The organism is Candidatus Thorarchaeota archaeon, from assembly GCA_021498125.1.
Lineage (GTDB): Archaea > Asgardarchaeota > Thorarchaeia > Thorarchaeales > Thorarchaeaceae > B65-G9.
In genome coordinates, this window is record JAIZWL010000002.1 from 26,999 (window position 1) to 52,848 (window position 25,850).

Annotated in this window: 26 protein-coding genes; 22 read left to right on the forward strand and 4 right to left on the reverse strand. The window is 47.8% G+C overall.

Features of this window, described 5'->3' with window-relative positions; all coding sequences use genetic code 11:
- Window positions 1-395 precede the first annotated feature (395 nt).
- The 6 genes from K9W43_07510 to K9W43_07535 all read left to right on the forward strand — a co-directional run bounded on the left by K9W43_07510 (window position 396) and on the right by K9W43_07535 (window position 6,182).
- A complete protein-coding gene (locus tag K9W43_07510; protein ID MCF2137080.1) occupies window positions 396-647 on the forward strand; it encodes a hypothetical protein in 252 nt (83 codons plus the stop codon).
- A gap of 117 nt (window positions 648-764) precedes the next feature.
- A complete protein-coding gene (locus tag K9W43_07515; protein ID MCF2137081.1) occupies window positions 765-2,198 on the forward strand; it encodes an MFS transporter in 1,434 nt (477 codons plus the stop codon).
- 36 nt (window positions 2,199-2,234) lie between these two features.
- Window positions 2,235-2,870: an endonuclease III gene (gene nth / locus K9W43_07520; protein ID MCF2137082.1), complete on the forward strand. Its 636-nt coding sequence runs from the start codon at window positions 2,235-2,237 to the stop codon at window positions 2,868-2,870.
- Window positions 2,871-2,979: 109 nt separating this feature from the next.
- Window positions 2,980-4,092, forward strand: coding sequence for a glycosyltransferase family 4 protein (locus K9W43_07525; protein ID MCF2137083.1), 1,113 nt, complete (start codon window positions 2,980-2,982; stop codon window positions 4,090-4,092).
- An 81-nt stretch (window positions 4,093-4,173) separates the two neighbouring features.
- Entirely contained in the window at window positions 4,174-5,478 is a 1,305-nt protein-coding gene (serS, locus tag K9W43_07530; protein ID MCF2137084.1) for a serine--tRNA ligase, read from the forward strand.
- A 110-nt stretch (window positions 5,479-5,588) separates the two neighbouring features.
- On the forward strand, window positions 5,589-6,182 hold the full coding sequence (locus tag K9W43_07535) for a hypothetical protein (GenBank protein ID MCF2137085.1): 594 nt from the start codon (window positions 5,589-5,591) through the stop codon (window positions 6,180-6,182).
- Between the two features lie 39 nt (window positions 6,183-6,221).
- Here K9W43_07535 and K9W43_07540 read toward each other — a convergent pair whose 3' ends face one another.
- Both K9W43_07540 and K9W43_07545 read right to left on the reverse strand, forming a co-directional pair.
- Window positions 6,222-6,614 carry a class II SORL domain-containing protein gene (locus K9W43_07540; GenBank protein ID MCF2137086.1) on the reverse strand — a complete coding sequence of 131 codons (393 nt, stop codon included), beginning with the start codon at window positions 6,612-6,614 and terminating at the stop codon, window positions 6,222-6,224.
- A gap of 101 nt (window positions 6,615-6,715) precedes the next feature.
- The gene (locus tag K9W43_07545) at window positions 6,716-8,194 is read right to left on the reverse strand and encodes a threonine synthase (protein MCF2137087.1); all 1,479 of its coding nucleotides are present in this window, start codon (window positions 8,192-8,194) and stop codon (window positions 6,716-6,718) included.
- Between the two features lie 94 nt (window positions 8,195-8,288).
- On the opposite strand from K9W43_07545, the gene K9W43_07550 reads away from it, so the two are divergent.
- Complete coding sequence (locus K9W43_07550; GenBank protein MCF2137088.1) at window positions 8,289-8,867, forward strand: ECF transporter S component; 579 nt, start codon at window positions 8,289-8,291, stop codon at window positions 8,865-8,867.
- 105 nt (window positions 8,868-8,972) lie between these two features.
- Window positions 8,973-10,250: a hypothetical protein gene (locus tag K9W43_07555; protein MCF2137089.1), complete on the forward strand. Its 1,278-nt coding sequence runs from the start codon at window positions 8,973-8,975 to the stop codon at window positions 10,248-10,250.
- A 52-nt stretch (window positions 10,251-10,302) separates the two neighbouring features.
- Here K9W43_07555 and K9W43_07560 read toward each other — a convergent pair whose 3' ends face one another.
- On the reverse strand, window positions 10,303-10,791 hold the full coding sequence (locus tag K9W43_07560) for a ferritin family protein (protein ID MCF2137090.1): 489 nt from the start codon (window positions 10,789-10,791) through the stop codon (window positions 10,303-10,305).
- 105 nt (window positions 10,792-10,896) lie between these two features.
- Between K9W43_07560 and K9W43_07565 the strand changes: the two genes are divergently transcribed.
- From K9W43_07565 to K9W43_07625, 13 genes are all read left to right on the forward strand, one after another.
- Window positions 10,897-11,328, forward strand: a complete 432-nt coding sequence (locus K9W43_07565) for a YbhB/YbcL family Raf kinase inhibitor-like protein (GenBank protein MCF2137091.1) — start codon at window positions 10,897-10,899, stop codon at window positions 11,326-11,328.
- 68 nt (window positions 11,329-11,396) lie between these two features.
- Window positions 11,397-12,179, forward strand: coding sequence for a Fe-S cluster assembly ATPase SufC (sufC, locus tag K9W43_07570; GenBank protein ID MCF2137092.1), 783 nt, complete (start codon window positions 11,397-11,399; stop codon window positions 12,177-12,179).
- 12 nt (window positions 12,180-12,191) lie between these two features.
- Window positions 12,192-13,421 carry a SufD family Fe-S cluster assembly protein gene (locus K9W43_07575; protein MCF2137093.1) on the forward strand — a complete coding sequence of 410 codons (1,230 nt, stop codon included), beginning with the start codon at window positions 12,192-12,194 and terminating at the stop codon, window positions 13,419-13,421.
- 137 nt (window positions 13,422-13,558) lie between these two features.
- Entirely contained in the window at window positions 13,559-15,565 is a 2,007-nt protein-coding gene (gene tkt, locus K9W43_07580) for a transketolase (protein MCF2137094.1), read from the forward strand.
- Window positions 15,566-15,815: 250 nt separating this feature from the next.
- Window positions 15,816-16,817, forward strand: a complete 1,002-nt coding sequence (locus tag K9W43_07585) for a substrate-binding domain-containing protein (protein ID MCF2137095.1) — start codon at window positions 15,816-15,818, stop codon at window positions 16,815-16,817.
- A gap of 20 nt (window positions 16,818-16,837) precedes the next feature.
- Complete coding sequence (locus tag K9W43_07590; GenBank protein ID MCF2137096.1) at window positions 16,838-17,500, forward strand: ABC transporter permease; 663 nt, start codon at window positions 16,838-16,840, stop codon at window positions 17,498-17,500.
- The gene (locus K9W43_07595) at window positions 17,485-18,558 is read left to right on the forward strand and encodes an ATP-binding cassette domain-containing protein (GenBank protein ID MCF2137097.1); all 1,074 of its coding nucleotides are present in this window, start codon (window positions 17,485-17,487) and stop codon (window positions 18,556-18,558) included. The genes K9W43_07590 and K9W43_07595 overlap by 16 nt, the downstream gene beginning before the upstream one ends.
- 65 nt (window positions 18,559-18,623) lie before the next feature.
- Entirely contained in the window at window positions 18,624-19,598 is a 975-nt protein-coding gene (gene moaA, locus K9W43_07600) for a GTP 3',8-cyclase MoaA (protein ID MCF2137098.1), read from the forward strand.
- Window positions 19,595-20,014, forward strand: coding sequence for a molybdenum cofactor biosynthesis protein MoaE (locus tag K9W43_07605; protein MCF2137099.1), 420 nt, complete (start codon window positions 19,595-19,597; stop codon window positions 20,012-20,014). The genes moaA and K9W43_07605 overlap by 4 nt, the downstream gene beginning before the upstream one ends.
- Window positions 20,001-20,465, forward strand: a complete 465-nt coding sequence (gene moaC / locus K9W43_07610; protein MCF2137100.1) for a cyclic pyranopterin monophosphate synthase MoaC — start codon at window positions 20,001-20,003, stop codon at window positions 20,463-20,465. Before K9W43_07605 ends, moaC begins: the two co-directional genes overlap by 14 nt.
- Window positions 20,452-20,955, forward strand: a complete 504-nt coding sequence (locus K9W43_07615) for a MogA/MoaB family molybdenum cofactor biosynthesis protein (GenBank protein MCF2137101.1) — start codon at window positions 20,452-20,454, stop codon at window positions 20,953-20,955. The genes moaC and K9W43_07615 overlap by 14 nt, the downstream gene beginning before the upstream one ends.
- Window positions 20,952-22,166 carry a molybdenum cofactor biosynthesis protein gene (locus tag K9W43_07620; GenBank protein MCF2137102.1) on the forward strand — a complete coding sequence of 405 codons (1,215 nt, stop codon included), beginning with the start codon at window positions 20,952-20,954 and terminating at the stop codon, window positions 22,164-22,166. The genes K9W43_07615 and K9W43_07620 overlap by 4 nt, the downstream gene beginning before the upstream one ends.
- A gap of 49 nt (window positions 22,167-22,215) precedes the next feature.
- A complete protein-coding gene (locus K9W43_07625; protein ID MCF2137103.1) occupies window positions 22,216-23,250 on the forward strand; it encodes a HesA/MoeB/ThiF family protein in 1,035 nt (344 codons plus the stop codon).
- A gap of 4 nt (window positions 23,251-23,254) precedes the next feature.
- Here the strand turns inward: K9W43_07625 and K9W43_07630 are convergent, their stop codons facing one another.
- Window positions 23,255-24,451, reverse strand: coding sequence for a hypothetical protein (locus K9W43_07630; GenBank protein MCF2137104.1), 1,197 nt, complete (start codon window positions 24,449-24,451; stop codon window positions 23,255-23,257).
- 153 nt (window positions 24,452-24,604) lie between these two features.
- Between K9W43_07630 and K9W43_07635 the strand changes: the two genes are divergently transcribed.
- Window positions 24,605-25,810 (forward strand): magnesium transporter, encoded by a 1,206-nt coding sequence (locus K9W43_07635; GenBank protein MCF2137105.1) that lies wholly within the window; start codon window positions 24,605-24,607, stop codon window positions 25,808-25,810.
- The last annotated feature ends 40 nt before the right edge of the window (window positions 25,811-25,850 follow it).

Genomic DNA, 25,850 nt, shown 5'->3' on the forward strand with positions numbered 1-25,850 from the left:
TCGTGATTTTGTGAAGAAATTTGTGGACGGTACGCGAATGCCCTCTTTAAGTACCGCGTGTAGTGAATATACTAGATTGGGGTTCAATCGATAATTGATACCCCAGCAACCGCACATGATGTATGATTCATGACTGAGATTCAGTATGATGAGAAGAACCAATGACCGGACAGTATAGCAGAGAGATCAAAGACGCACTTCATCTAATTGCTCAATGAAGACACGACAATGATTTGCAATAATGGGTGAATGATCAGTTGAATGCGAGTCCACACCATTAGTACGGTTGCGTAAGAATAGAACACGGAGGTAATAACATGGATCCAATAGATCAAGACCCTTGGCCATTCTAATCAAGATGATAATAATATTCAGTAAATTGGAGGAAATATAATTTGATAAAAAGTACAATAGCCAACACAATACAGACTATGCCATCCACCGAACAGGGACGCACGGTCGACCCGTTCACAGATCCGGAGATGGTACGACTTACCGCCATCAATCTCGAACTCGCTGTTAGGAACCTTATGCAGTCAAGCTGCATCCCGAACAGTATCGTATTGACGGCGGATTTGGTGACTCACCAGCTTGTGGCAGTCCCAACCTCAAATGGGGACGTACGAGTGGTTGTGCTCACCAACTAGTATCAGGAGACTGGAAGACCTCCATATTGTAAGAGAGATGTCGGGAGGTCTCTTCCAGCCACATCCTGAATTTTGTTCCGTGTTGGGCTATCATTTTAATTAGGAGCAGGCAATGATATGCAAGATGACTCTGAGCAATCAACAAAAGATGCAAAAGCAGGTTTGACTATAGAAATTGTTGCCCCGGATATATCAAGATCAACTGGGAAGGAACCGGGGGCGAGGGATATTGTAATGGAGGACATCGGAGTATCTGCTGCGCTCGCAGCGATTTTCTCATGGAAGAATTACAGAGTATATTTGGCCACTGCATGGATCTTCTCTGCTGCGAGCATAATCAATTTATTTTTTACCCTCTATGTCCGGGCGATTGGATGGGACTATACAACAATAGGAATGGTAATAGCTGCAAGCACAAGTGTATCAATTCTGATGCGAATAGCAGGAGGCTATATTGGGGACACTGTTGATCGGAAAAAGTTGGCCGTATTTTCAATGGCGCTAGGTGCCATGTACTTTCTTATTCTAGGACTGTTCACAGAATTATGGGCCATAGTCATAGCACTCTTTGTATATGCGTCAATTGATATTGCAAAGGGCGGTTCTTCTGCATACATCCTGGATAATATTCCAAGAGAACATAGTGGTCTCGGACTGTCATTGTTCACTGCGGGGCGGGTGTTAGGAGTAGTGACCCTGATCTGCGTGAATCTCCTATTGCCGTTCTATGGATTCCCAGCCACATTTAGGCTCCTTGCAATTATTGGCGGCTTATCACTTGTCTTTAGTACAGGTCTGCGGACTGCGTTTCTTGACCCGTGCCCACCGACAAGAAATAGACGCACTGAGCGACTATGGAAAGATTTCCTATTGGAGAACGGAAGAACCATACGAACACTGTTGAAATTACTTCCCGGTGCAATCATCATCATTACCCTTGACGCCTTCAGCGATTCGCTGTTTAACTTCGGAGCATTGCTCTACGCGAACGAGTACCTTGGTATCTCAATCAACAGCATTAGTATCATGCTGGCAACGGTACTTCTGATATCAGTACCTTTACTACTTAAGATAGGACGGCTCTCGGACAGATGGGGGATCAGAAAGTCGGCGCTCGTCATCTATAGTGTGATGCCTCTCTGCATGGGGTTATTGGTCATTGCCCCACAATATCCAATTTGGGCACCGCAGTCATGGATCGATTCAGCAAATGCATTTATCGATGGACTCGGAGTTATATACACGACCGTGTTTTTGGCAATCGTACTAAAACGGATCAATGACGGACTATGGTGGCTCATCGTGACCATACTGATCCAGAAGAATCTGCCTCACAAAGATACTGCTAAGTTTTTGGCTGCGTTCTGGTATATTGTCTATATTTTCATGTCCCTAGGTCCACTTTTGGGGGGGTATATCTTCACGTATCTCAACCAACCAATACTATTCCTCGTCACCTTCATCATCAACATCACAATTCTCGTTGTGATATATACAAGAGGCCTCATCAACGAAAAGAACATGACACAAGAGATACAACAAGACTCATGAAGTGATCAGTACTGCTTCAGTATTGAGGAATTCAATGTGGAGAAACAAGAGCGAGCACTTGCCATTCTCAAAAGGCTTGAGGAGATGTATCCGGATGCACCACAGACATACCTTGACTTTTCATCCCCCTTTGAACTGACAATTGCAACGATTCTCTCTGCACATACGACAGACCGAAGTGTCAATTCAGTGACGCCACAATTATTCAAGAGGTTCTCAAGTCCACAGGCTCTTGCATCAGCACCACTTGACGAGATAAAAGAAATCATCAGACCGGTCGGAGCATATAACCGGAAAGCGGTATACATTCAGGAAACCGCCAGAGGAATCGTCGAACGGTTTGGAGGAGTGGTTCCCTCCTCACTAGAGGAGTTAGTCACGCTCAAAGGAATATCACGCAAGACTGCAAATGTCATTCTGTCCACCGCCTTTGGAATTGACGAGGGAGTGGTGGTCGATACACATATTCGACGCGTGACAAATAGGTTAGGCCTAAGTGAGGAGGAAACCCCGAAAAAAATCGAACGCGATCTAATGACGCTCCTGCCTCAGGATAGATGGCGCGATTATGCGAGATTGATCAGTGCTCACGGTCGGCGTACATGCGTGGCAAGATCACCAAAGTGCGCAGAGTGCGGCATCAGTGAACTATGCCCCAGCCGACAAGTGTGACCAACAGCGAAAGCAGATAAAAGGAAGACAACTCTCATTATAGAATGGAGATTCGACCCAAATAACAACGACTCAAAGATAATGCGATAGTAATACTGGTTGAATGCCTATGGAGAAGTCAACATTGAAGATTGGCATGGTCAGCAAGTTTCACGCAGCGGATGGGCTGTGCATACGAGCGATCTATGAGATGATTGGCCTGAGAAAGAGAGGACATAAGATTCACGCATTCACACAGTCCAAAAAGGGGGTACCGCTCGCGTCGACGCATATCCACCGATTCCCCGCGGTACAGATAAACCCGCATGTATCATGGGATGCCCCAGATGTTCCCAAGCTAATCGCAAAAGAGAGTAGACGCCTCGGATTAGAAGTCATCCATGTGCATACAAATTCTGGAACAACTGAGATTATGCTCCCATTATTTAAAAAAAACCTGCCACCTTTGATAACAACCTTTCATCTCGCATATGCTGATGGATCGACACTACAGAGAGTCATGTTTGACATGGGATGGAAGTTTTCAATGGCATACATAAAACGATACGACCATGTCATCTTAGTGGACCCCTCTCAAAAGGAATGGGCATTACAGTACGGAGTACCGGAGGATAAGATATCGGTCATCCGCAATGGAGTTGATATCGATCTTTTTAGTCCAGCTCCGACCCAACAGGAGGACGATTATATTGACTTTGTGTTTGTTGGTCGACTTAGCCCAGATAAGGGAGTAGATATCCTTCTTGACGCATTCAAAAAGTACCACAAAGAGAACAAGAAAACAAGACTTGTTCTAGTAGGGGATGGCATCCTTAAACATTCACTTGACAATTATGGAGATAGAAGGACGATTCATTGGGTGGGTATCGTCCCCCATAGTCAGATTCCATCAATCTTACGGAGGGCTGATGCCTTTGTCATACCTCAGAACATCGGGGGGTTGGGCATGAGCGTTCTTGAAGCCATGTCATGTGGCCTACCAGTCATTACAACAGCCATAGGGGAAACAAAGCGACTCGTTAATACAGACGCAGGGATATTAGTCGAACCAAACAATGTGGACGCTGTAGTAGATGCCATGCGACAGGTCTCCGAGGATGAAAACGGACGGCATAAGATCGGGAAAGAGGCAAGAAAAAGAATTAAGAAATACTACTCGTGGAACGCTCAGATCGCAATGGTAGAAGATGTATACAAGAGAGTATTAGACTCATATGCATAGTGACACTGAAAAGGAGAACGAGTCAAAAAAATAATGTGTGGTCATAATCGAGGCCACATATATTCCCGAGAGGTACATAACATGCTTGACATTCGATTCATTAGAGAGAATTCAGAACTGATCCTAGAAAATTTAGAGCGTCGTAGAGATAAAGAGATGATACTCCAGTTCGAGAGGTTGCTAGAGCTTGATGCGATTATTCGTGAAAAGAAGAGAAAGATACAAGAACTCAGAACGGAACGCAATCGACTCTCTCGGGAAGTTGGAAAGCTGAAAAAGACAGGAGGCGACCCAACCGAGATTATGGCAAAGGTGGGCACCGTTAATGTGGACATCAAGACTGTTGAAGAGGAAACCAACGCGCTAGAGAGCGAGATGCACGCAATACAGATGCGTATTCCTAATATGCTCCATGAGAGCGTACCCTATGGAGTTGACGAGGAGGACAACGAGGTTGTCCGAGAATGGGGTGGCCGTCCTAAGTTCGAGTTCGAGATCGCAAGTCAAGTGGATCTCATTGAAGACCTTGATCTGGCCGACGTTACGAGAGCCGCTAAGATTGCGGGGGCCCGGTTTTATTTCCTGAAAAATGAACTAGTGATGCTTGACTTGGCAATGCAGCTGCTGGCTCTTGAGATGCTTGCCAAGAGAGGGTTCACACCCATTTACCCCCCATTTATGATGCGTAGGGAGCCCTATGAGGGAGTCACGGATCTGGCCGACTTTGAGAACGTGATGTACAAGATAGAGGATGAGGACCTCTATCTCATAGCCACTGCAGAACATCCTATGGCGGCTATGCACATGGGAGAAATCTTTGAACCCACTGACCTCCCCATCAAAATGGCCGGGATAAGCGCCTGCTTTAGAAAGGAGGCTGGGACTCACGGAAAGGACACAAAAGGCATCTTTCGTGTGCATCAGTTCAATAAGGTCGAACAGTTTGTCTATAGTCATCCCGATGAGTCTTGGAAGATCCACGAGGAACTCATCAAGAACGCAGAGGCCTTCTTCCAAAAGATCAAGATTCCGTATCGTGTTGTGAATATTTGCACAGGGGATATTGGTACAGTTGCTGCAAAGAAGTATGATCTGGAGGTATGGATGCCCGGTCAGCAAAAATACAGAGAGGCAGTATCTTGTAGCAATTGTACATCATATCAGGCAACACGGCTCGGGATAAAGTACCGTGTCAAGAAGGGCGGAACCGAAAAAGCATGGATTCATACCCTCAATAGTACCATGATGGCCAATCCACGTGCAATTGTGGCAATACTGGAGAATTATCAACGCGAAGACGGAAGTGTTGCCATTCCAAGGGCACTACATAAGTATCTGCCCTCAGAAATGCGAGAGATTATGCCAAGAACCAAGAAAGCGTCGTAATAGAGGATGTGCATAGTCCGCAACAACCACATACATCTGACGTGCACGTGAATCAGCAGATTAAAAAATTGGTGAGGCAAACATCTCGCTCATAATGTGAGGTCGGTCGGATGCCAAACAAAATAGTATTTGATGAACCTTTGGTACGATTTGATATCACAAAGGCAAGATTTCCACCCATATGTCCCGTGTGTGGCGCGAGAGCAACCAAGACCGTTCAGATGGTGGTGAACCCTTCCAGTATGGATCGACTAGATGGATACGATCGGCTCTTTGCGCGATCAATAATGAAGAGATCATCGGCACCATCAAATCGAAGGTTTCTGATGATACCCGTATGCGAAGATCACTATTATTCCTCAGATGATATGTGCAGACTGAGGACGCTCTGTATCATTGGCACAAGTCTGGCATTCGGTATAACATGGATGGCGTACTTCAAGATCGGGAACGCCATCATATTTCATCAAGAAACCCCTTTGTGGGCACTACTCACCTTTGCAGGGTTCATCGCATCAATCATCCTCTCAGCCATCGCATTCAGACCCAGTAAATTAGAACGGTCGGTCAAGATCATCGGCTTTGACCCATCTCTTGCAAGTGTGATTGTGGACTTCAAGAGTCCAGAGTACCGCGATCTATTCATATCTGAGAATCCAATGAATGCGACACTCGTGAAGTGGATCGTCAAAGGCCGTGCCTAAAGAGAGTGGGCTCGATAGTGAGCCCATACACAAGATAGGCTATTCGACCTCGAGATGCTTTTCGCTCTTCCAGAGCCCGTGAATGTTGCAATAGGAGGTCGCCATTAGGGTTCCGGGCTTGGTGGTCCGAAAGGCAAAGGAGGTCAAGGGCTCGGAATAGAGTGGACCAGTGTTTGGTCCTTCTGCGGACTCGCCATGCGTATCGAAAGAGATGTATCCGACTTCTAGGGGGAACTTGGCACCATCAGGCCAGAAGAACAGATCAATCCATTTAATGTGATGCTCGGTCTTGTTCGGATGGGGAATCTCCTTTCCAACTGAAACCTCTACCTTGACAAGATCTCCAGCCTTGACTTTGTCAGGCGCATCGATCACAGGCACATGCTTTTCACTCTTCCAATCAGCTGTCTGAAGCCATGTCTTATCAGCCATACTATCAACCTCTGCGTTCTCGTTGGGCCGTTTGGAAAATCAGACCCAATGTTAGAATATTCACGACTATATGCTAAAAGACTTCGCATAGACACAAATGCTCAAGAACCAGTTAAGAGCCTGCGACCTCGCTCTGTCAGGGCGTAGTATACACGGGGACGGCCTTGATAGGTATGATCAATACGTGACTGGACGACAAGCCCAGCAGTCTTGAGTTCCACGAGGTGTTGATAGACGCTTGGGATCTTAACGTGAATATCATATAGTTCGGCCAACCGTTTCCAGACCTCATACCCGTAAGCCTCCCCCACTGCAAGAATCTCTAATATGCGATGCTTCGTTCGCCCGATGGATCCAGTGAATTTACGGCCCTCCATGTTACTAAGCAGTCGCTCAAGACCAACATGACCTCTCACCAAATCACGAGCGACCTCAGGGGACTTGAGACCCATTCCTGTGATGATACACACCACTGACTCAGAGGGGTCTATAACACCAGTCTCTACTAACTGATTAAGAACCGCAATGACTGTCGCCGATGCGGGCTCGACAAAGACCCCCTCAAGATGAGCGAGTCGTCGTACTGCATCAAGAAGTGCAGAGTCACTGACAGAGAGAGCAAGTCCACCTGATGCTCTAATCGCACGCAACGCAGTCAGTCCACAACGTGGTCGTCGTATCCCGATGTCACGTGCAATACCTGAAGACTCAGGCCATGCAACAATCTCATCCAGATTTGAGTCGTACGAGGCGACTATGGGAGCACAACTGTTACTCTGTACCCCGATTAGACGCGGAAGGTCTCCCTTCACCATACCAATCGCATGAAGTTCTGAGATTCCTTTCCATATCTGAGTGAGATGCCCACCACTTCCCATGGGAACAATGATCCAGTCTGGAAAGTGCCACCCAAGCTGTTCAATGACTTCAAAGATAGTAGTCTTGAGCCCTTCTAGGAAAAAGGGATTAGTTGAAACCACTGTGTGACATGAGCGCGCGATTCGGCGGAGTTCGTGCTCGATTTCTTCATGCTGGCGCACAATCTTTACGTCAGCACCATAAGCGACAACCTGATAGAACTTTCCCATGTCTACAGCATCGCTACGCGCCATGATGACCTTTGAGTCCAAGCCTGCACGTGCAGCATAAGCGACCAGAGACACACCAATATTGCCTACTGAACCACAGCAGACACGATGATATCCACGTTCAAGAGCCATAGACAGCTCTACAGCCATCCCACGATCAATAAAGGAACCAGTGGGATTACGGGTTTCATCTTTGAGAAACAGCTGCTTCAGGCCAGTATCGGATGAGAGCCGATTACATCGGTGAAGGTATGTCCCCCCTTCGCCCAGAGAGACCATATTCTCAGACTTGCTGACCGGAAGGAGTTCCTTGAAGCGCCATATCCCAAAGGGGCGATCTTGGAGGACCGTATGGGTCAATGCCATACCCACGTGGTCCAGGTCGTATTCCACTTGAAGAACACCGCCACAGTGAGGGCAAGTCGTGCTATGAACTGACGCGGAGATACGACGACCGCATCTTGTGCAAGTGAGGCCAGTCATTAGTGTCATTGAATCTCGGTCTTATATATAGGCTCAATCTTATATATGCACTCTGGATAGCACAATATGTTCATTCACCCATAAGATGACAGTGGTGTGAGATATGTCAGAGAAGATCAATGATTTCAGGACGACTGTTGGGTTAGTGGTCTTGGCGATCATGACAAGCCTAACAACGGTAGTCACCATCCTCATAGTAATCCCATTCCCCACCAGTACAGGATATCTCAACTTTGGAGATGTCATGGTGATGATTAGTGGATTCATATTAGGACCTGCAGGAGGTTTCATCGCCGGAGGAGTCGGATCAATGATGGGTGATGTCACTCTGGGGTACATTCATTTTGCGCCCATCACGCTCATGGTCAAGGGTACCGAGGGATTTCTTGTAGGACTGTTTGCCCGTAAGGCAAAAGATGCCTCATTGCATGTAGAGGATATTATTGGGATCATCCTCGGAGCAATAGCAATGTTGGCGGGGTACTATCTGGCCGAGGCTATCATGTTTGGGGCCCCAGCAGCATTCGCAGAACTCGTGTTTCTGAATAGCATCCAAGTCACTGTAGGGGGAATCCTGACTGCTGTTGTTGGCCCAAAGATCCGAGGCTTTACAACAACACTCGATGAGAATCAGTCCTCCGAGAGTCTTCCGACTTTAGAAGACGAACTCACAGCAGTATAGACTATTCCTTCCGAGAGGTTGTGAACAGTTCCGGCTCATCTGCCGGACTGTTTATTTAGGCGGAATCTTATGGTCTCGTAGCCCTACTCTTAGGAAGGTAGGAAAATGAGTGATAGAGACAGACTGAAGATTCATCCTGATAGACTTGAAGAGATTAATGACTTTCTTGTAGGGGAGGATAATCCCCTTATCAGTGACCTCTTGGCAGTCATTGACAAGTATGGTGGTGTAGATGAGATCAATCGTCGCGCCAGAGAAGCAAGAGAGCTTGACAATTTGATGAGCATACTTGAGGCGAAAAAGTCACGGTATGTAGACGATCTGACTTGGCTACAGGAACAGCGTGACAATGAAGCATTCATCACCATCGACGAATACCGTAGAAAGATACTCGGTGATAAAGTAGACTCGATGACGTTCGATGACAGCTATGCAATCACACTCGAGATCAGTGCTTGTCAGTACTTTCCATGGCTGATCGAAGAGGCCAAGGTCGCAATTGAAAAGCAGGAACTCATGCCGGGGCGACTCATCAGAGTTCGAAAGATGAAAGAGCAAGAGGCGGACAATGATATCATAGCTTTTGCAGCAGCAATGCAGATCACAGGGTCGTCATACGTGGAGACCCTCGATACAAAGGGCACAGCACCAGGACCAGATGGCCTACCAGTCAACGTTCATCTTGGAGGCCCTGAAACGATCACAGGTTATTTTGGAGGGGTTGGCCAACCCAATGATTTTGCATTAAAGTGGATAGAGGAGTATCTCTATTATTATACAAAGTACGGCGTGAAACAGGTCCTGAATATTAACCCCGGGACGGTACTGATAGGATACATGATGCACAAACTTGGAATCGATATGGAGTTCAAGATCAGTGTGTACATGGGCAATGACAATCCATACGCATGCCTGTGGACACTGATGACAGCAAAGCTGTTCAGTCGCCCTGATGGAACAACCCCACTGATAGGCTTCAATCTCAGTAACTCTGTTGACAACAAGACAATCGAAATGGCGGCATATATCCGCAAGAGTTTCGGTTTCGAAGATGTTGTCAGAATCGAGCATCACATCACTGAGACCTACAAGAGTATCGTCCGTCAACCGTATGATAGGCTTCCAGAACTACTAGAGCTTGCAGACCATGTCAAGAACATCAGTGCAAAACATGAAGGCGCAGTCCCAGAGATCGATGCCAAACGGGAACACCCCAGCGACATCCTTGAGTATTTCTTGCCAATCGAGGACATCATTGCTCAAGGCCTGATGCCCAAGCTACAGATCAACTATCTTGACAAACATGATTCACTGAATCGAACTGCAAGAGAACTCACTAAACGTGGTCTGACGTTTCTTGCAGCACCATTACTACACAAATAGAGAATAATAGAGAGGGGAAAAAGGCCCCTCTCCTATTTTTATATATATGACTTTACATGTCAGGCTGAACGAGAGCGTCATATAGCTTCTCAAGACGATCCTTATGAGATAATTCCTCTCGCGCCAACATCTCAAAGACAGCCTTGTGACCAGAGTGCGAGGTCATCTCTGAGAGAATCCTGTAGAATTCATGAGCGTTATCTTCACGTTTGATAGCGACGACAAGAACGTCTTGAGGGGATGAGTCCGTATTGAGCGGAACATCTGCAAGATAGTCACGGAGCTTTTTCATTTCCAGTTCATCAATGGATACTTCGAAAGTGGAGCTGACACCATCCTTGAGAGCCGCCTCCAGTTTCTGCTTGTGGGACTCTTCCTGCTTCGCAAGCTCGTGGAGCAGTTTTGCAGAGGACTTGAGCTCTGCATCCTGAGCTGCATTGGTATAGAATTCGTATGCTTCTACTTCCCGCTCGATGGCGAGAGTGATCAATTGCTCGAAAGCATTCTGAACATTGTTCATAATTGTTCCCTCAGTAACCATAGTGGTCAACTTGTTAATAAGATGGCGATATGAACACGGCCATTAGGCTTATCACAATAGAAGACTAGATAGGTTGCGTATTAATTCTCGTAGTTGGTGATTGTTATGAAATTGTGGAGTAATGATTTTGAGAATGGATCACCGATTCCTGACAGATGTGCGTATCGTCGAGAGAACAAGAGTCCGCATCTGGCGTGGGACGAGGCCCCTATGGAAACTAAGAGCTTTGCACTCATCTGTAATGATCCAGATGCACCTGTTGGTGACTGGATCCACTGGTTAGTACATAGCATTCCTGCTGACGCAAGAGAGATCCCTACAGGAGGCCCCGTGAGCGGGATAGAGATCACGAATGATTTTGGAACATCTGGATGGGGAGGCCCGGCCCCACCATCAGGAACACACCGGTACTTTTTCACACTCTATGCACTTGATGTGCCAAGTTTAGAAGGCGCCACAAAATCCAATTTCAAGAACCTATGCGAGACTCACAAGATAGCCACTGCACAAATCATGGGGACCTATTCAAAAAGATAAAGAGGGGTATCGCTCTCGCCACTTCCAATACGATTAAAACGAGATATATTAACTATGTTGAATTAGGAATGATAATGATGACAGCCCCACCATTAATGGAGATCATTGGTCTAAGAGTAGAAGTCAAAGGTATGCCAATTCTACGAGGTGTTGACCTCAGCTTCGAACAAGGAAAAGTCTATGCGATCCTTGGGCCAAATGCCTCTGGAAAGTCAACATTGGCAAAGGCAATCATGGGACTTCCAGAGTATGAGATAAAGGGGGGCGATATTCGATTTGGAGGCCAATCGATACTCGACAAGACTATCACAGAACGGGCACAACTCGGAATCGCCTATGCGTTTCAGGCACCGCCCACAATATCGGGTGTGACACTTGAGGACTTTATCTGTCGCATATGCCCAGAGTATGTAAGTAGAACCCCTGACGGCCATCTAATGGCCGAATCCTGCCCCTGCAGGAAAGATCTCTATGGGGATTTCGATAGGTTAGGAATTAGCAATCTGGCCAGTCGAGATCTCAATGATGGGTTTTCGGGTGGTGAGATGAAACGAAGCGAGCTCTTTCAGGTCCTCTCGATGCGACCCAAGATCATGTTTCTTGATGAACCCGATAGTGGCCTTGACTACGACTCGCTCAAGATCGTTGGGCGCGAGCTGAAGGCAATAAAAGATGAGAAAAAGAGTACTATGGTGATTATTAGTCATCACAGATACATACTCGAGTTTCTAGAGGTCGATCAGGTCTATATCCTTCAGCAAGGGCGTCTCGCATATACAGGAGATATGAGCATCATACCTCAACTTGAGGAAAAGGGGTATGAACAGTTCTTAGAACAGATTCCCGCATAAGGAGGCCGATGAATGACTGACATAAAGGACCTAAAAAAGAGAGCAGAGAGAGCACTTGGAAGAACCTCGGCCTATGGTGATGATATTGACCTCTCGGAGTTCACGTTTTCAGATACCGAGCCGAGATCGATAGGCGTAGATGGAATTCCTGAAGAGGACCGGTCTCTTGCAGAGGAAGTGGGATTTGATACGTCACAGAGGCAAGTGTCCGGATCATATATGCAATTTGATAATGAGAGCATCCTTGCAGATGTACTCATCAAGCAGGAGGGACTGGAGGTCATTCCAACCCATGAGGCCCTTAAGAAATACGATTGGGCGTGGGACTATCTATGGAATGCGGTTCCTGTTGATGCGGACAAGTACACTGCAATTAGCGAGTTGCAGCAGTATGATGGCTATTTCATAAGAGCCATGGAAGGCGCCATAATCGAGATGCCGGTACAGACCTGCCTTGTCATTAAGAAGGGGCATTCAGTTCAGAATGTACACAATATCGTCATAGCAGAACCTGATTCGGAGCTTCATATTATCACAGGATGTGCAACCCCAAGTGACTTGGAACGCTCGTTGCATCTTGGGGTCTCAGAGTTCTATGTAAAGAAGAATGCAAAACTGACATTCACCATGGTTCACAAATGGAACGAGTCTGTAGATGTGCGGCCACGTTCAGGTACGATAGTTGAGGAGAATGGCGTCTTCATCTCCAGCTACGCAATCCTGAGCCCTGCACGTACACTCCAGACCTATCCAAAGGTCAGACTCGTTGGCCGTAATGCGCGGGCGGATCTCTATTCTGTGGTCTATGGCACCAAAGACTCAAAGTATGACGTTGGTGGTGCACTCATTCTTGAGGCACCTGGCACAGGAGGCAAAGTAGTATCACGTTCCATCGCCACAGAACATTCCGAAATCATTGCCAGAGGCGAGTTGGTAGGGAAAGTGAATAGAGTACGGGCCAGACTGGAGTGTAATGGACTGCTTCTTAGCGAGAATGCACGAATTGGCGCGGTCCCTATGCTTGATGCCGTTGCAGAGGGCGTTGAACTCAGCCATGAGGCGACAGTAGGGAAGGTGGGTGCCGATCAGTTGAACTATCTAATGGCACGAGGACTGACCGAAGAAGAGGCAACCTCGCTCATCGTCAGAGGATTTATGCATTTGAAGGCACCAGATCTACCAGCACCTCTGCAGAAAGCGATAGATGATGCAGTGAAAATGACCCTTGAAAAGGGACTGTGACGGAGTTAGACACGACTATAAGATAGTTCATATCATTCATCGGCAGATGACGACTATTCCAATAGGTGCATTTATTGGGAGTATAGTTTTGACTATCAGTGAAGTCCCCCTCAACATATGGAGTGTCATCAAGAGAAATGACATCTATCCAAGATATCCAGGCCCAATCAATTAATGCAATCCGCTTTCTCTCGGCGGATGCAATTCAGACTGCGAACTCCGGACACCCCGGCATATGCATGGGAGCAGCAGCCCTGACGTATGCACTCTGGACCAGACATCTACGGTTCAATCCACACGATCCCGGCTGGCCAGATCGAGACCGCTTTGTCCTATCTGGTGGCCACGGTTCAATGTTGCTGTATGCCATGCTCCACCTGACGGGATATGATATCAGTCTCGACCAGATCAAAAGGTTCAGGCAATGGGGAAGTATCACTCCCGGCCATCCGGAATACAAACACACACCAGGGGTCGAGGTGACTACTGGTCCTCTCGGACAGGGGGTGGGCAATGCAGTGGGCATGGCAATTGCTGAGGCACATCTTGCGGCCATATTTAATCGGCCAGGCCATTCAGTCATCGATCATTACACCTATGCGCTTGTGACAGATGGAGATCTGATGGAGGGAATATCATCAGAGGCTGCGTCGATAGCAGGCCACCTGAAACTTGGTAAGCTCATTTTTCTCTATGATGACAACAACATCTCTATTGATGGCACAACGGACCTCACATTCACCGAGAATGTGGGCGCCCGATTCGAGTCATTTGGGTGGCATGTCCAGACGATCACTAATGGGAATGATGTTAATGCTGTGGATGAGGCGATCACAAAAGCAAAGACCGACCCGAGACCATCCATCATTATCTGTAAGACCCACATAGGCTACGGTCTTCCGACAAAACAAGACTCGGCGGAATCACATGGTGCTCCTCCGGGAGAGGAAGAGTTGAGCGGAGCCAAGAAGAAGCTTGGCTGGCCCGATAAGATGTTCTATGTTCCGGAAGAGGTCTACGAACATTTCAGGGAGGCTATCCCACGGGGCGAGACCCTGAAACATCAATGGGAGAAACGATTCGCAAAATATGAAGACAAATACCCCGACCTTGCTAGGGAGCTCAAGAGGCGTCTAGAAGGAAAGTTGCCAGAGGGATGGGAGGAGAAGATTCCCTCATTTGAGGCCTCAGAAAAGGGGACTGCAACACGCAATGCGTCAGGCAAGGTGATCAATGCAATAGCATCAGTCGTCACGGAATTAGTAGGAGGCTCTGCGGATCTCACGCCGTCAAACAAGACCGCGATCGCAAGTAGTAGACCTCTTAGTCCAGATAGCCTTGATGGCAGGAACATACATTATGGAGTGAGAGAACACTCTATGGGAGCGATCGTCAACGGTATGGCTGTACATGGAGGGATAATCCCATTCAGTGGGACATTCTTTATCTTCTCCGACTACATGAGACCTCCAATTCGATTATCGGCCATGTCACGCTATCCAAGTATTTGGGTCTTCAGTCATGATAGTATTGGACTTGGAGAAGATGGCCCCACCCATCAACCAATCGAACAACTTGCAACTCTACGGGCAATTCCGGGTCTCTGCGTCATCAGACCTGCTGACGCTAACGAGGTTGCAGAGGCATGGAGGATTGCGATTCGCAATCGGGATGGCCCTACTGTCTTAGTGTTCACCAGACAGAAGGTTCCAATTCTTGACAGATCACGATATGCCCCCGCAGAAGGTGTCAAGAGGGGCGCATACGTATTGGCCGATATCGGCGACGGCGATCCTGAGATTATCCTCATAGCATCGGGGTCAGAAGTACACCTCATTACAGAGGCCGCGGATGTCCTAGCCTCAGAGGGAACAACTGTCAGAGTTGTCTCATTCCCAAGTTGGGAGCTGTTCAAAAAACAACCAAGAGAGTATCAAGACACAGTACTTCCGCCGAAGGCCAAAAAACGCCTTGCAGTGGAGGCGGGAGTTTCAATGGGATGGGAACAATGGATTGGCCCAGAAGGACGTATGATCTCAATCGAGGAGTTTGGGAAGTCGGCACCATATCAAGTCCTCTTTGAGAAGTTTGGTTTCACGGTAGACAATGTCCTCACTCATGCACGAGAACTCCTTGGGCAGTAAGTGAATCATACAGAAATACAGGATTCGCTCCTCACCTATGCAGCAAGAGAACTGGAACACGGCACGGCCAAGTGATAAGATAAGAGAGCAAGTTTCAGGCACTCTACTTGATCCTGATACGGTATGGTAGAGTCAACAGAAGTAAGATCACATCAATCATGAGCCTTTGATATTTTTTTCCTCTTATTGTGGCCACAACGCTGATAAAGGGTATGCAAACGATATGCATATCGAAACATAACGTGTGGTCATGATGAGGACCGAGAAAAGAATGATCATCACAGTAGCAGTGATTGCAATAATGATTGGCTCTGTGGGAGTCTATTTTTACATCGTACAGATGGGCCAAAAGGAGCCCTTGACGATATCAACGACTACAAGCCTCTATGACACAGGACTTCTTGATGCCTTGAAGGCTGCCTATGAGGAAAAGCATCCAAATGTCGTACTCGCGTTTATTGCAGCAGGAACGGGAATCGCCTTGGAACAGGCAAAAAAGGGTGATGCGGACATGATCCTTGTACATGCACCGTCCTTAGAACAGGAGTTCATGGAGGAGGGCTATGGGGTCAATCGAAAAGTCTTCGCATACAATTTCTTCGTGGTAGTTGGTCCAAAGTCGGACCCGGCCCAGATCAATAAGAGCTCACCAATCACAGCCTTACAGAAGATCTATGCATACGGACATGCCCATAATACAAGCCTATGGGTGAGTAGGGATGACAATTCGGGAACGAATACAAAGGAGAAGGCACTCTGGGCGGCAGCGGGATTCAACTACACAATCATTCACGATGAGCCATGGTTCGTCTCATCTGGTACTGGAATGGGAACTACACTCAATATAGCTAATGAGCGGAACCTCTACACACTATCGGACATAGGGACATTCCTGAAATACAGAGCTGATGGTCTTATCGACTTGCAAAACCTTATCCAAGATGACAAGACGCTCCTCAATGTCTACAGTGCAATGGCAGTCAACAAGACGATCATAGCTCATGCCAAAATAGACATCGCAATGGAATTCATCAAGTACTTGGTGAGTGACGAGGGGCAGGAACTTATTGGAGGCTATGGTAATGAGACCTTTGACACACCACTGTTCTATCCCGCAGTCAAAGTGATCAAGACTCATTCGCCCACAGATATAGCAAATTGGATCGAGGACTATGCGTTCTTTGATGTAGGAGGCACACGTTACGAGTGCCCACCGAAATGGCGATATGGGGACTATGGAGTGTATCCGTAAGAACTGGAGGAACTCAATAGTTGACGGTCGAAGAAGAGATAGTGGCGATCACACTGAGGTCTCTGACCGTGTCAGGTCTGGCCGCACTCCTTGCGACAGCGGTTGGACTGCCGCTGGGTCTCTTCATCGGCCTGAGATATTTTCGGGGGCGGGATCAGATCATGGGGGTCATTCGAGGGCTAATGAGCGTGCCAACAGTTGCACTAGGCCTGCTTCTCTATCTTGTCTTTTCAAGAAGCGGGCCACTGGGGTTTCTTCAATTACTCTATACACCGATGGCTTTGATCATTGGGCAGGCCGTGCTCGTGACCCCGATCATGATCAGCATTACGGCTGAGACCGTGGAGAACGTATCACCATCAATTAGAGAACTCGCACTGACATTGGGAGCCACCGAGAGAGGTGCTGCTGCCTCGGTCTTTCGAGAGTCATTAGGTGGAGTCGTTCTTGCCATCTCTGCAAGCTTTAGCCGGGCGATCTCCGAACTTGGTGTCGCCCTCATGGTTGGGGGGAACCTCCAAGGATTGACAAGAGTCCTGACAACCTCAATAGCACTTGAGACCACCAGAGGAGAGATTCTACTGGGGATAGGCCTGACTGCGATACTCCTCATATTGATGGTCACATTCAATATGCTGTTGAATGCCGCAGAGAAGAGGGTGAGGTGGTGGCTCTGGCAATAGTAGAGATCAGAGAGGTGACTGTTCAGTTCGACAATACAAAAGTGCTCGACTCGGTCAGTCTCGAACTGAATCGTGGAGAGGCCCTTGCGCTAATAGGACCGAATGGCGCAGGGAAGACCACACTTCTAAAGGTCTTAGGGGGCCTGCTCACCCCTACAACAGGGGAGGTATTGTTCAAAGGGAGGCAGGTAAGAGAGGAGACCGTGGATGATCTGCGACGCCATGCCACAATGGTGTTTCAGAAACCAGTTCTCTTTGGTACAACGGTCTTCAAGAACGTGGCATACGGTCTCAGGGTGAGAGGTCTCTCAGAGCAAGAGGTCAGAGAGAGAACATTGGAAGCACTCAAACTTGTGCGGATGGAGGGATACGTGGATCGACAAGCACGTAGTCTCTCAGGGGGAGAACAGAAACGTGTCACTCTTGCAATGGGCATCGTCATTGAACCGGAGATCCTGCTTCTTGATGAACCCACATCATACCTCGATTCAGAAGGGGCGGGAATAGTCGAGGAGTTTATTCGAACCGTCAAGAGTCAGAGACAGACCGCAATTGTCGTTGCAACACATGATCTGCTTCAGGCGGTCCGTATGACAGAAAATACAGCACTAATTGAGGCGGGGCGCCTTGGTGCCATAGGACCATCGACGAGACTCATCCGAGAAGAACTAGAAAGCATCGCGTTCAGTACGAATGACTACAACGTGTTCCACGGCGTTGCAGAAGATGGCATTGACTCGGGCCGACGACTCGTCAAGATACGTCTTGACGAATCAGTTATGATCGAGGCCCTAGCAGAAAAGGTAGGACCGGTAACTGTCAGGATACCACCCGAGGACATTGTTGTATCCCGTGAGCCTGTACTCTCAAGCGCAAAAAACACGCTGAGAGGAACAGTGAAACATATTGAGATCGATGACTCAATAGTGCGACTCACTATTGATGTTGGAATTGACCTAGTCGTGATAATCACCAGATCGTCATTGGAAACTCTGAATGTGAGAGAGGAAGACATGGTCTACGCCACCTTCAAGGCATCCTCGGTTCGCGTATACTGAAATCTTGCCGAAATGCATGACCAATCATAACAGTTATCTTCAACACACATTAGTGAACACACACGATGACAACAAAATCACTCTCTGGAAGTGCCGCATCTCAAAAAGAGAAACTCATTGATAGATATGGCAGACCAGTGAATTATCTGCGGATATCCCTCACCCAGAGATGTGACCATATGTGCTTTTTTTGCCATCGGGAGGGCGAGGACAGCCCAGGCACTGAGATGACAACCGATGAGATCGAGAGGCTTGTACGACGCGGTAGTGAAAAGGGAATAAGAAAGGTCAAACTGACTGGTGGGGAAGCACTACTCCGAGAAGACATCATTGAGATAATCAGACGCCTATCACCACTGACCGACGATCTATCGATCACAACCAATGGAACTCGACTTGCCGAGCTGGCACAGGACTTGAAGAGGGCGGGACTTGACAGAGTGAATGTGAGCCTCCATTCTCTCAAACCAGAGGTCCACAAAGCGATTGTGGGAGTGGATGATGTAGAACTAGTAAAGAGCGGCATCAAGGCGGCTGTTGATGCGGGGCTATTTCCTGTCAAGATCAACATGACGATTCTCAAGGGCTACAATGAGGGCGAGATCGAGGACATGATGAAGTATGCCGGATCGATTGGCGCAATTCTTCAGCTTATCGAGCTGCAACCCATGCCTGTAGAATCCGCCTACATGAATGATTTGTACTTCAGTCTAGATGAGGTGGAGAAGAGACTACAAGAGAAGGCAACAAAGGTCAAGACCCGTTCACTTCATGGAAGAAGGCAATATACAATTCCCCTTGAAGAGGGAGATGTGCAGGTGGAGGTTGTTCGCCCACATCATAACAGTTCGTTCTGTGCGCTGTGCACTCGATTACGGGTCACCTCTGATGGAAAGCTAAAACCGTGCCTATTGAGAAACGATAACCTTGTCGACATTCACGAACTTTTACAGATTGGCGCAGACAAGCTCATTGACAAGGAACTGGAACATGTGACGGCTCTGCGAGAACCATATTGGAAAGGAGGAACGACCAAGTGATAGAGATCACGGACCAAGACTTCTCAATCGACGAGGTTGTTCGTAGCACTGTCCGACCCGCAATGGGAGGGTCTGTGATGTTCCTTGGCACGGTCCGCGACAATAGCAGAGGAAAGAGAATTGAGCAACTTGAGTTTGAGGCCGACCCTGAACTTGCAGTTCAAGAGCTTGAACGGATTCGCCAAGAGGCCATTCAGCTCTTTGGAGTCACCGATGTATCCATTGTACATCGAACAGGGGTGCTCAGACCGGGCGAGAATATCGTGATCATAGTTGTAGGAGCAGCCCATCGAGATGAGGCATTCAAGGGTTGCAGATATGCCATTGACGAACTCAAGAAACGAGCACAAATATGGAAAAAAGAGTTCGCAGAAGACGGGAGTTATTGGGTTGGTGAAGAAGATGACCGAGAATGATCCAGTAAGTATGGTGGATATCTCAGAGAAGGGTGTCGTAGAACGTACTGCTGAAGCAGAAGGTGAGATTCATCTACACCCCTCGACGATCGAGGCAATAAGAACGCGCTCGACCAAAAAGGGAGATGTACTCACAGTCTCCGAGATCGCAGGAATTCAGGCCGCAAAGAAGACAGCAGAACTCATCCCACTCTGCCATCAGATACCACTCTCGACAATTCAGATCTCATTTACAATTGAAGAGAATCATATCGTGACCAGATGCTTGGTACGGGCAAGGTATACCACAGGTGTGGAGATGGAGGCTCTCGTGGGAACGACCACAGCACTCCTCTCGATCTGGGACATGGTCAAGTATCTGGAGAAAGATGAGGCGGGACAGTATCCTGTGGCCCGTTTGGAGAACATCAGAGTGATTCGCAAGGAGAAAAGAACCATTGTCACAGCATGAACATCGCAGAGATCAGAAGATACGTACTGGCTTTGCCGTACTTACAATCACGGACAGTAGAACTGTAGAGACAGACGAGTCCGGAAAAATCGCAAAAGAACTGATAGCACAAGAGGGGCATACGGTCGTGGAGTATGATCTCATCCCTAATGACAGTGCGACAATATTGGATCGTGTAGAGAAACTTACGGAGAACCACGATATTCGCGTGATCGTCACGAGCGGTGGCACGGGAGTGAGCAGACGAGACCTTACTACACAGACGCTCGTCCCACACTTCGACCGGATCTTGGTAGGTTTTGGAGAACTATTCCGCAGGCTAAGCTACGAAGAGATAGGAATTCCGGGCATCTATAGTCAGGCATCTGCGGGGATCATCGGAGACACTGTAGTGTACTGTCTGCCCGGTTCCAAGAACGCAATGCGCATGGCCCTAACAAGAATCATCTTACCAGGTATAGGGCATCTACTCTGGGAGGTGGACAGATGAGCAAGATGAATCCCTTTAGACTACTGGTTTCACACGAAGAGGCCGAACGAATATTGCTTGAACACTGCAACCCGCTCAAGAATACAGAGAACATAAGTATCAGCCAAGCAAGGGGGCGCGTCTTGGCCGAGAGCATCACGGCAAAAGAGAATGTGCCACCTTTTGATCGCTCTGCTGTTGACGGGTATGCAGTTATTGCTGAAGACACGTTTGAGGCGAATGATACAGAGGTCGTACTGAAAGTCATTGATGTTGTTCATGCGGGCACCATGCCCAAGACCCAAGTCACTCATGGGACTTGTATTCAAATTGCCACTGGAGCCCCTGTACCACCAGGAGCCAATGCAGTGGTCATGGTCGAGTTCACCGAACAACGGGATGGCGGAGTTCTCTTGACAAAACCGGTCTATCCAGGCGCCAACTTGGCTCATGCAGGAGAAGACATCAAGGTAGGCGAAGTTGTCCTACCCGCTGGAGATCGGCTCACCCCCGCCAAGATTGGTGTATTGGCCGCATTAGGTATGACAGAGACCAGAGTCTTCATTCGCCCACAAGTCACAATAATCCCCACAGGAAAAGAAGTAGTTGCACCGGGGAAACCACTTGATGCAGGTAAGATCTATGACGTGAACTCATTCACATTGGAGGCCATTCTGACCAAGAATGGCGCTCAGGTCATGCGCCACCCAATTGTCACAGACGACTACGATCAGCTCAGGACTGCTGTAGAAGAAGCATTGACCTCGGATCTTATTGTCATGTCAGGAGGAAGTTCGGTAGGAGAGAAAGACATGATGGTAGAGGTCCTTGAGAATATGGGCGAGATTCTGTTTCATGGAGTACAGGTCAAACCTGGAAAACCTACACTCTTTGCAATGGTGAAAGGCACACCGGTTGTAGGAATGCCCGGGTATCCGACCTCGTGCCTGAGCAATGCATACATCTTCCTCATTCCTGTAATCCGTCAAATGGCCCATCTGCCTCCATATCAACCTAGGACTGTAACTGCAAAGATATCAAAACGGGTGGTCTCTGCATCAGGGCGCAAACAGTTTCTCACTGTACGCGTTGAAGATGGGATAGCGTATCCGGTGTACAGGACATCGGGAGCAATCACCAGCATGTCTCGTGCAGATGGATACATTATGCTACCGGTCAATCTTGATGTCATTGAAGAAGGAGAAGAGGTTGAGGTCACGCTCTTCGATTAAGCGGCCCATCTCGACAGGTTCAAGAGCATTCCGACCTTTAACTTTCACAATGAATCTTACAAAAGACCAGATCGAACGATACTCAAGAATGCTTGCTCTGAGCGATTTTACTCTTGAGGACCAAGAGGCACTTCAGAAGACAACAGTCACGGTAGTAGGTGCAGGAGGACTAGGCAGTCCTACTCTTCGACTCTTGACAGCACTGGGTTTTGGCAAGATCAGAATCATAGACCATGATATTGTCGAGCTGTCAAATCTTCAGAGGCAGACCTTGTATAACACCGCAGACATTGGCAGGCCTAAAGCGGAGGCTGCAGCAGAAAATCTTGCTCGACTCAATCCAAATGTCGAATTCGAACCGATCTTGGCATCAGTGAATAAACGCGATGCGATAGAACTTCTCCGAGGATCGGACATCATACTTGATGGCTTAGATACAATCTCTGCCCGTCATGCCGTAAATCATGCAAGCGTCAGATTGAGAATACCATATGTATACACAGGGGCCATAGAATATTATGGTAATATCACAACATTCATACCCTCTCGAACAGGTTGTCTATACTGTTTACTTGGTGATGCAAAGGACGACCCGAAACGGACCTGCTCCACTGTCGGAGTAACACCCGTCATACTCAGTGTGATGGCATCAATTGAGGTCCAAGAGGCAGTGCTGCTTGCCACTGGCAAAGAGCCCCATCTTGCTGGAAGACTCATGTATGTTGACATGCGAACACTTGCCTTTGAGTCGTTCGAGATCCGTCGGCTTGACACCTGTCCGGTCTGTTCGAACGCCAGTCAAGATATAACAGAGGCCACAACAATGAGCGATGAGATTAGTGTGTCTGTACTCTGCACAAATAGTTTCAATATAACTCCGGCAAAGAAGAAGAGTCTTGATCTCAAATCAATTGGAGAGCGATTAGAAACGAGATACAAGGTCCGAGTCAGCGGGCTATTTCTCTCTGTTGAGTTCGAGAACGGAATCACTGTGACGGTGATGAGAAAAGGTACAGCAGTGGTCAAGGGCGTGACTGACCCGAAAGAAGCACTCCGCCTCTACAAGTCAGTTGTGGAGATATAGGCGGCTACATCTGTTCGTCAGAGCCTTGCTCAAGGGCACGCCGGAGCTGCTTGATCCCTTCTTTGTAACCGTCAACGATCAATACATCGCCAGCCCGTAGACGGAACTCGTTTTTTGGTCGATGGAACCAGTGACCGGATCGCCGCACCGACTGAATATACACCCCATAATTATCGTCTAGAGCAAGATCACCAAGAGTGTGGTCATCAAGAAACGATCCTGTGTTGACTTCAATACGGGTGACCACCTCCTCTGCCTCATTGACAATCCGAGCAATAATTGGGTTAGTCTCAAGACCACTATAAGGGATCGTTGCAATCTCCCATGCTGCATCCGCGATCTCTTCGGTGGCCACTGCAACTCGGACCAGTCCCCATCGCCGATCAATATCGTCATCTAATACCAAAATCTGACGAATGAAGGCCTCACACATCTCATCGATACGATCCTCAAGTTCCCCAACCTCTTCGGCGAGCTTCGCATCATAATGGACCACAGAGGCATACGCAAGAGATACCATGAACTCTGATAGCTCCTTCATCTTGAGAAGCAATTCGTCAATGCTCTCGTTGGGGGAAACAGGAGAATTGGCGCGTTCACGAGCAGTACCAGTCGCCATCTTAGTGAAGAGATTGGTCTCATGACCAGTACCTCTGGCAAAGACAACATCCCCAGATTGAAGGACAAAATCAGATGGAGGGTTTAGTGTCCAGAGCCCATTACGACGGACCGCAATGACATCAACACTAATGTCCTTGGATTCCCAAATGTCTTTCAATGTACGACCAACAAAGTCAGAACCTTCAACAATGCTCACCTGAACAAGGTGCTCTTCTGTCTTTTGAAACACGTGAGTGAGAAGCGGGTGGACATGTTCCCCAGTCGTGGCAAGAGTAGCAATGTCAGCCGCAGCATCTGAGATTTTGTCAGCAGAACTGGACACACTGAATAGGCCAATTGATGTTTCGGCATCGTTCTTATCACGCACAGCAATAGAGAGGGTCATCAGAAGCTGATAACCCAGATCATCAACTAACTCCTCGAGTTCAAGGACCCATTCGCCCAGCGATTTGTCGGAAAAGAGAACGGCTGAATACGCCAAGTCCAACATAAGTTCCGATAGCGTCTTCATTCTGGTAAGAAGATCCCGAACAGGAATCGCTTCATACTTAATTGGTTTAAGTCGTTTACGAGGAGACATCAGGAAGGACTACTCCTAGTATCGAACATCTTAACAGCCGGAGAGATGTTACTATGTGTGTTATGTATCGAAGTGCATAAATGCGTATTTGTTTGCCAACTCACCACAGACCGCGTAAAGCGAAAGAAGGTGACGCAAATATGGCTGGAAGTGATGACGACGGCGGGCCAGAAGGGTGTTCGAGCAGCTGGACAATTCTTTGGCCAATCACTTCTATCGCTGCTCTTTGATATAGGAGGTCTTGTTGCAGGAGGTCTCTTGGCTGTCTTTCTTGTTGTATTCACACGTGTACCGTGGGCCATCCTCGTCTTTCCAGGAATTTTAAGCACAAGGGGTGCTGTTGGAGGGCTCTTTAGTGGCCGTCTGAGCACTGCACTTCATATTGGGTCCATCAGGCCATCAGTTCTTCATAACACTCCAGAATACTATAATCTCCTCAAATCAGTGGTGCTTCTGACACTCACCAGCGCGGTCTCCATGAGTGTCGTGGCATCAATATTTGGCCTGTTCATTATTGGGACCACCATAGCTGATGCATTCATAATGATCACTGTGGTCATGACGACTATGGGGATATCACTCATTGTGATCTCTCCAGTCACTATCGGGGTCTCTGTGATCTCTGTGAGAAAAGGTCTCGATCCAGATGTAATAACATACCCCATTGTGTCTACGGTTGCAGACATACTTGTGACTGTGTGCTACATAATCATTCTCGTCGTATATAGCACGGTCGCATTATCACTCCCCATCATGTGGGTCTTTGATGCGGGATTTCTTATTGTGGGAGCCACCATACTCATCAGAGACCGAAGAGATGGTGAGGTAATCAACACTCTACGTCAATTTATCACAACGCTCATAATCATCACATTTATCGTAAATGCCACAGGAACGTTCCTTGACCAAATCACACATGTGGTCAGCACCCGGCCAGAACTCTATATGGTCTATCCAGCACTCATTGACACGGTAGGTGATGTGGGATCCATCGTTGGTTCAACGACTACAACAGAACTCACAATGGGTACGTTGAGCCCGCAACTCTCAGGAGTGATTAAACAGAGGATGACGGCCACAATGGCATGGGCAGCCTCCATAGTGATGTTCGTGGGATATAGCATTCTTGCATCTGTCACATTTGGATTGGGAATGACGAGGTACGTAGGATTTGTGACGCTTCTTCTATCCGCCAACGTAATATCTGTCTGGCTAGTGATGCTATTTTCATTCACTCTTGCGATTGTGACTGCCAAGAAAGGGTTAAACCCCGACAATTTTGTGATTCCCATCGAGAGCTCGATCGCGGACACCATCACTACTCTTTCAGTTCTGGTTGTTTTACTCGTATTTCCATAATACTAATCATCACTATTGACAAGTTCCTCTGAAAATAACA

Coding starts and splice junctions, on each gene's coding strand:
- serS (MCF2137084.1), top strand. CDS start 4,174: ATGCTTGACATTCGATTCATTAGAGAGAATTCAGAACTGATCCTAGAA.
- K9W43_07625 (MCF2137103.1), top strand. CDS start 22,216: ATGAATCTTACAAAAGACCAGATCGAACGATACTCAAGAATGCTTGCT.
- K9W43_07635 (MCF2137105.1), top strand. CDS start 24,605: ATGACGACGGCGGGCCAGAAGGGTGTTCGAGCAGCTGGACAATTCTTT.
- K9W43_07525 (MCF2137083.1), top strand. CDS start 2,980: ATGGAGAAGTCAACATTGAAGATTGGCATGGTCAGCAAGTTTCACGCA.
- K9W43_07620 (MCF2137102.1), top strand. CDS start 20,952: ATGAGCAAGATGAATCCCTTTAGACTACTGGTTTCACACGAAGAGGCC.
- moaC (MCF2137100.1), top strand. CDS start 20,001: ATGACCGAGAATGATCCAGTAAGTATGGTGGATATCTCAGAGAAGGGT.
- K9W43_07630 (MCF2137104.1), bottom strand. CDS start 24,451: ATGTCTCCTCGTAAACGACTTAAACCAATTAAGTATGAAGCGATTCCT.
- K9W43_07575 (MCF2137093.1), top strand. CDS start 12,192: ATGACTGACATAAAGGACCTAAAAAAGAGAGCAGAGAGAGCACTTGGA.
- moaA (MCF2137098.1), top strand. CDS start 18,624: ATGACAACAAAATCACTCTCTGGAAGTGCCGCATCTCAAAAAGAGAAA.
- K9W43_07545 (MCF2137087.1), bottom strand. CDS start 8,194: ATGACACTAATGACTGGCCTCACTTGCACAAGATGCGGTCGTCGTATC.
- K9W43_07535 (MCF2137085.1), top strand. CDS start 5,589: ATGCCAAACAAAATAGTATTTGATGAACCTTTGGTACGATTTGATATC.
- tkt (MCF2137094.1), top strand. CDS start 13,559: ATGACATCTATCCAAGATATCCAGGCCCAATCAATTAATGCAATCCGC.
- K9W43_07560 (MCF2137090.1), bottom strand. CDS start 10,791: ATGGTTACTGAGGGAACAATTATGAACAATGTTCAGAATGCTTTCGAG.
- sufC (MCF2137092.1), top strand. CDS start 11,397: ATGATAATGATGACAGCCCCACCATTAATGGAGATCATTGGTCTAAGA.
- K9W43_07540 (MCF2137086.1), bottom strand. CDS start 6,614: ATGGCTGATAAGACATGGCTTCAGACAGCTGATTGGAAGAGTGAAAAG.
- K9W43_07515 (MCF2137081.1), top strand. CDS start 765: ATGCAAGATGACTCTGAGCAATCAACAAAAGATGCAAAAGCAGGTTTG.
- K9W43_07550 (MCF2137088.1), top strand. CDS start 8,289: ATGTCAGAGAAGATCAATGATTTCAGGACGACTGTTGGGTTAGTGGTC.
- K9W43_07585 (MCF2137095.1), top strand. CDS start 15,816: ATGATGAGGACCGAGAAAAGAATGATCATCACAGTAGCAGTGATTGCA.
- K9W43_07555 (MCF2137089.1), top strand. CDS start 8,973: ATGAGTGATAGAGACAGACTGAAGATTCATCCTGATAGACTTGAAGAG.
- K9W43_07565 (MCF2137091.1), top strand. CDS start 10,897: ATGAAATTGTGGAGTAATGATTTTGAGAATGGATCACCGATTCCTGAC.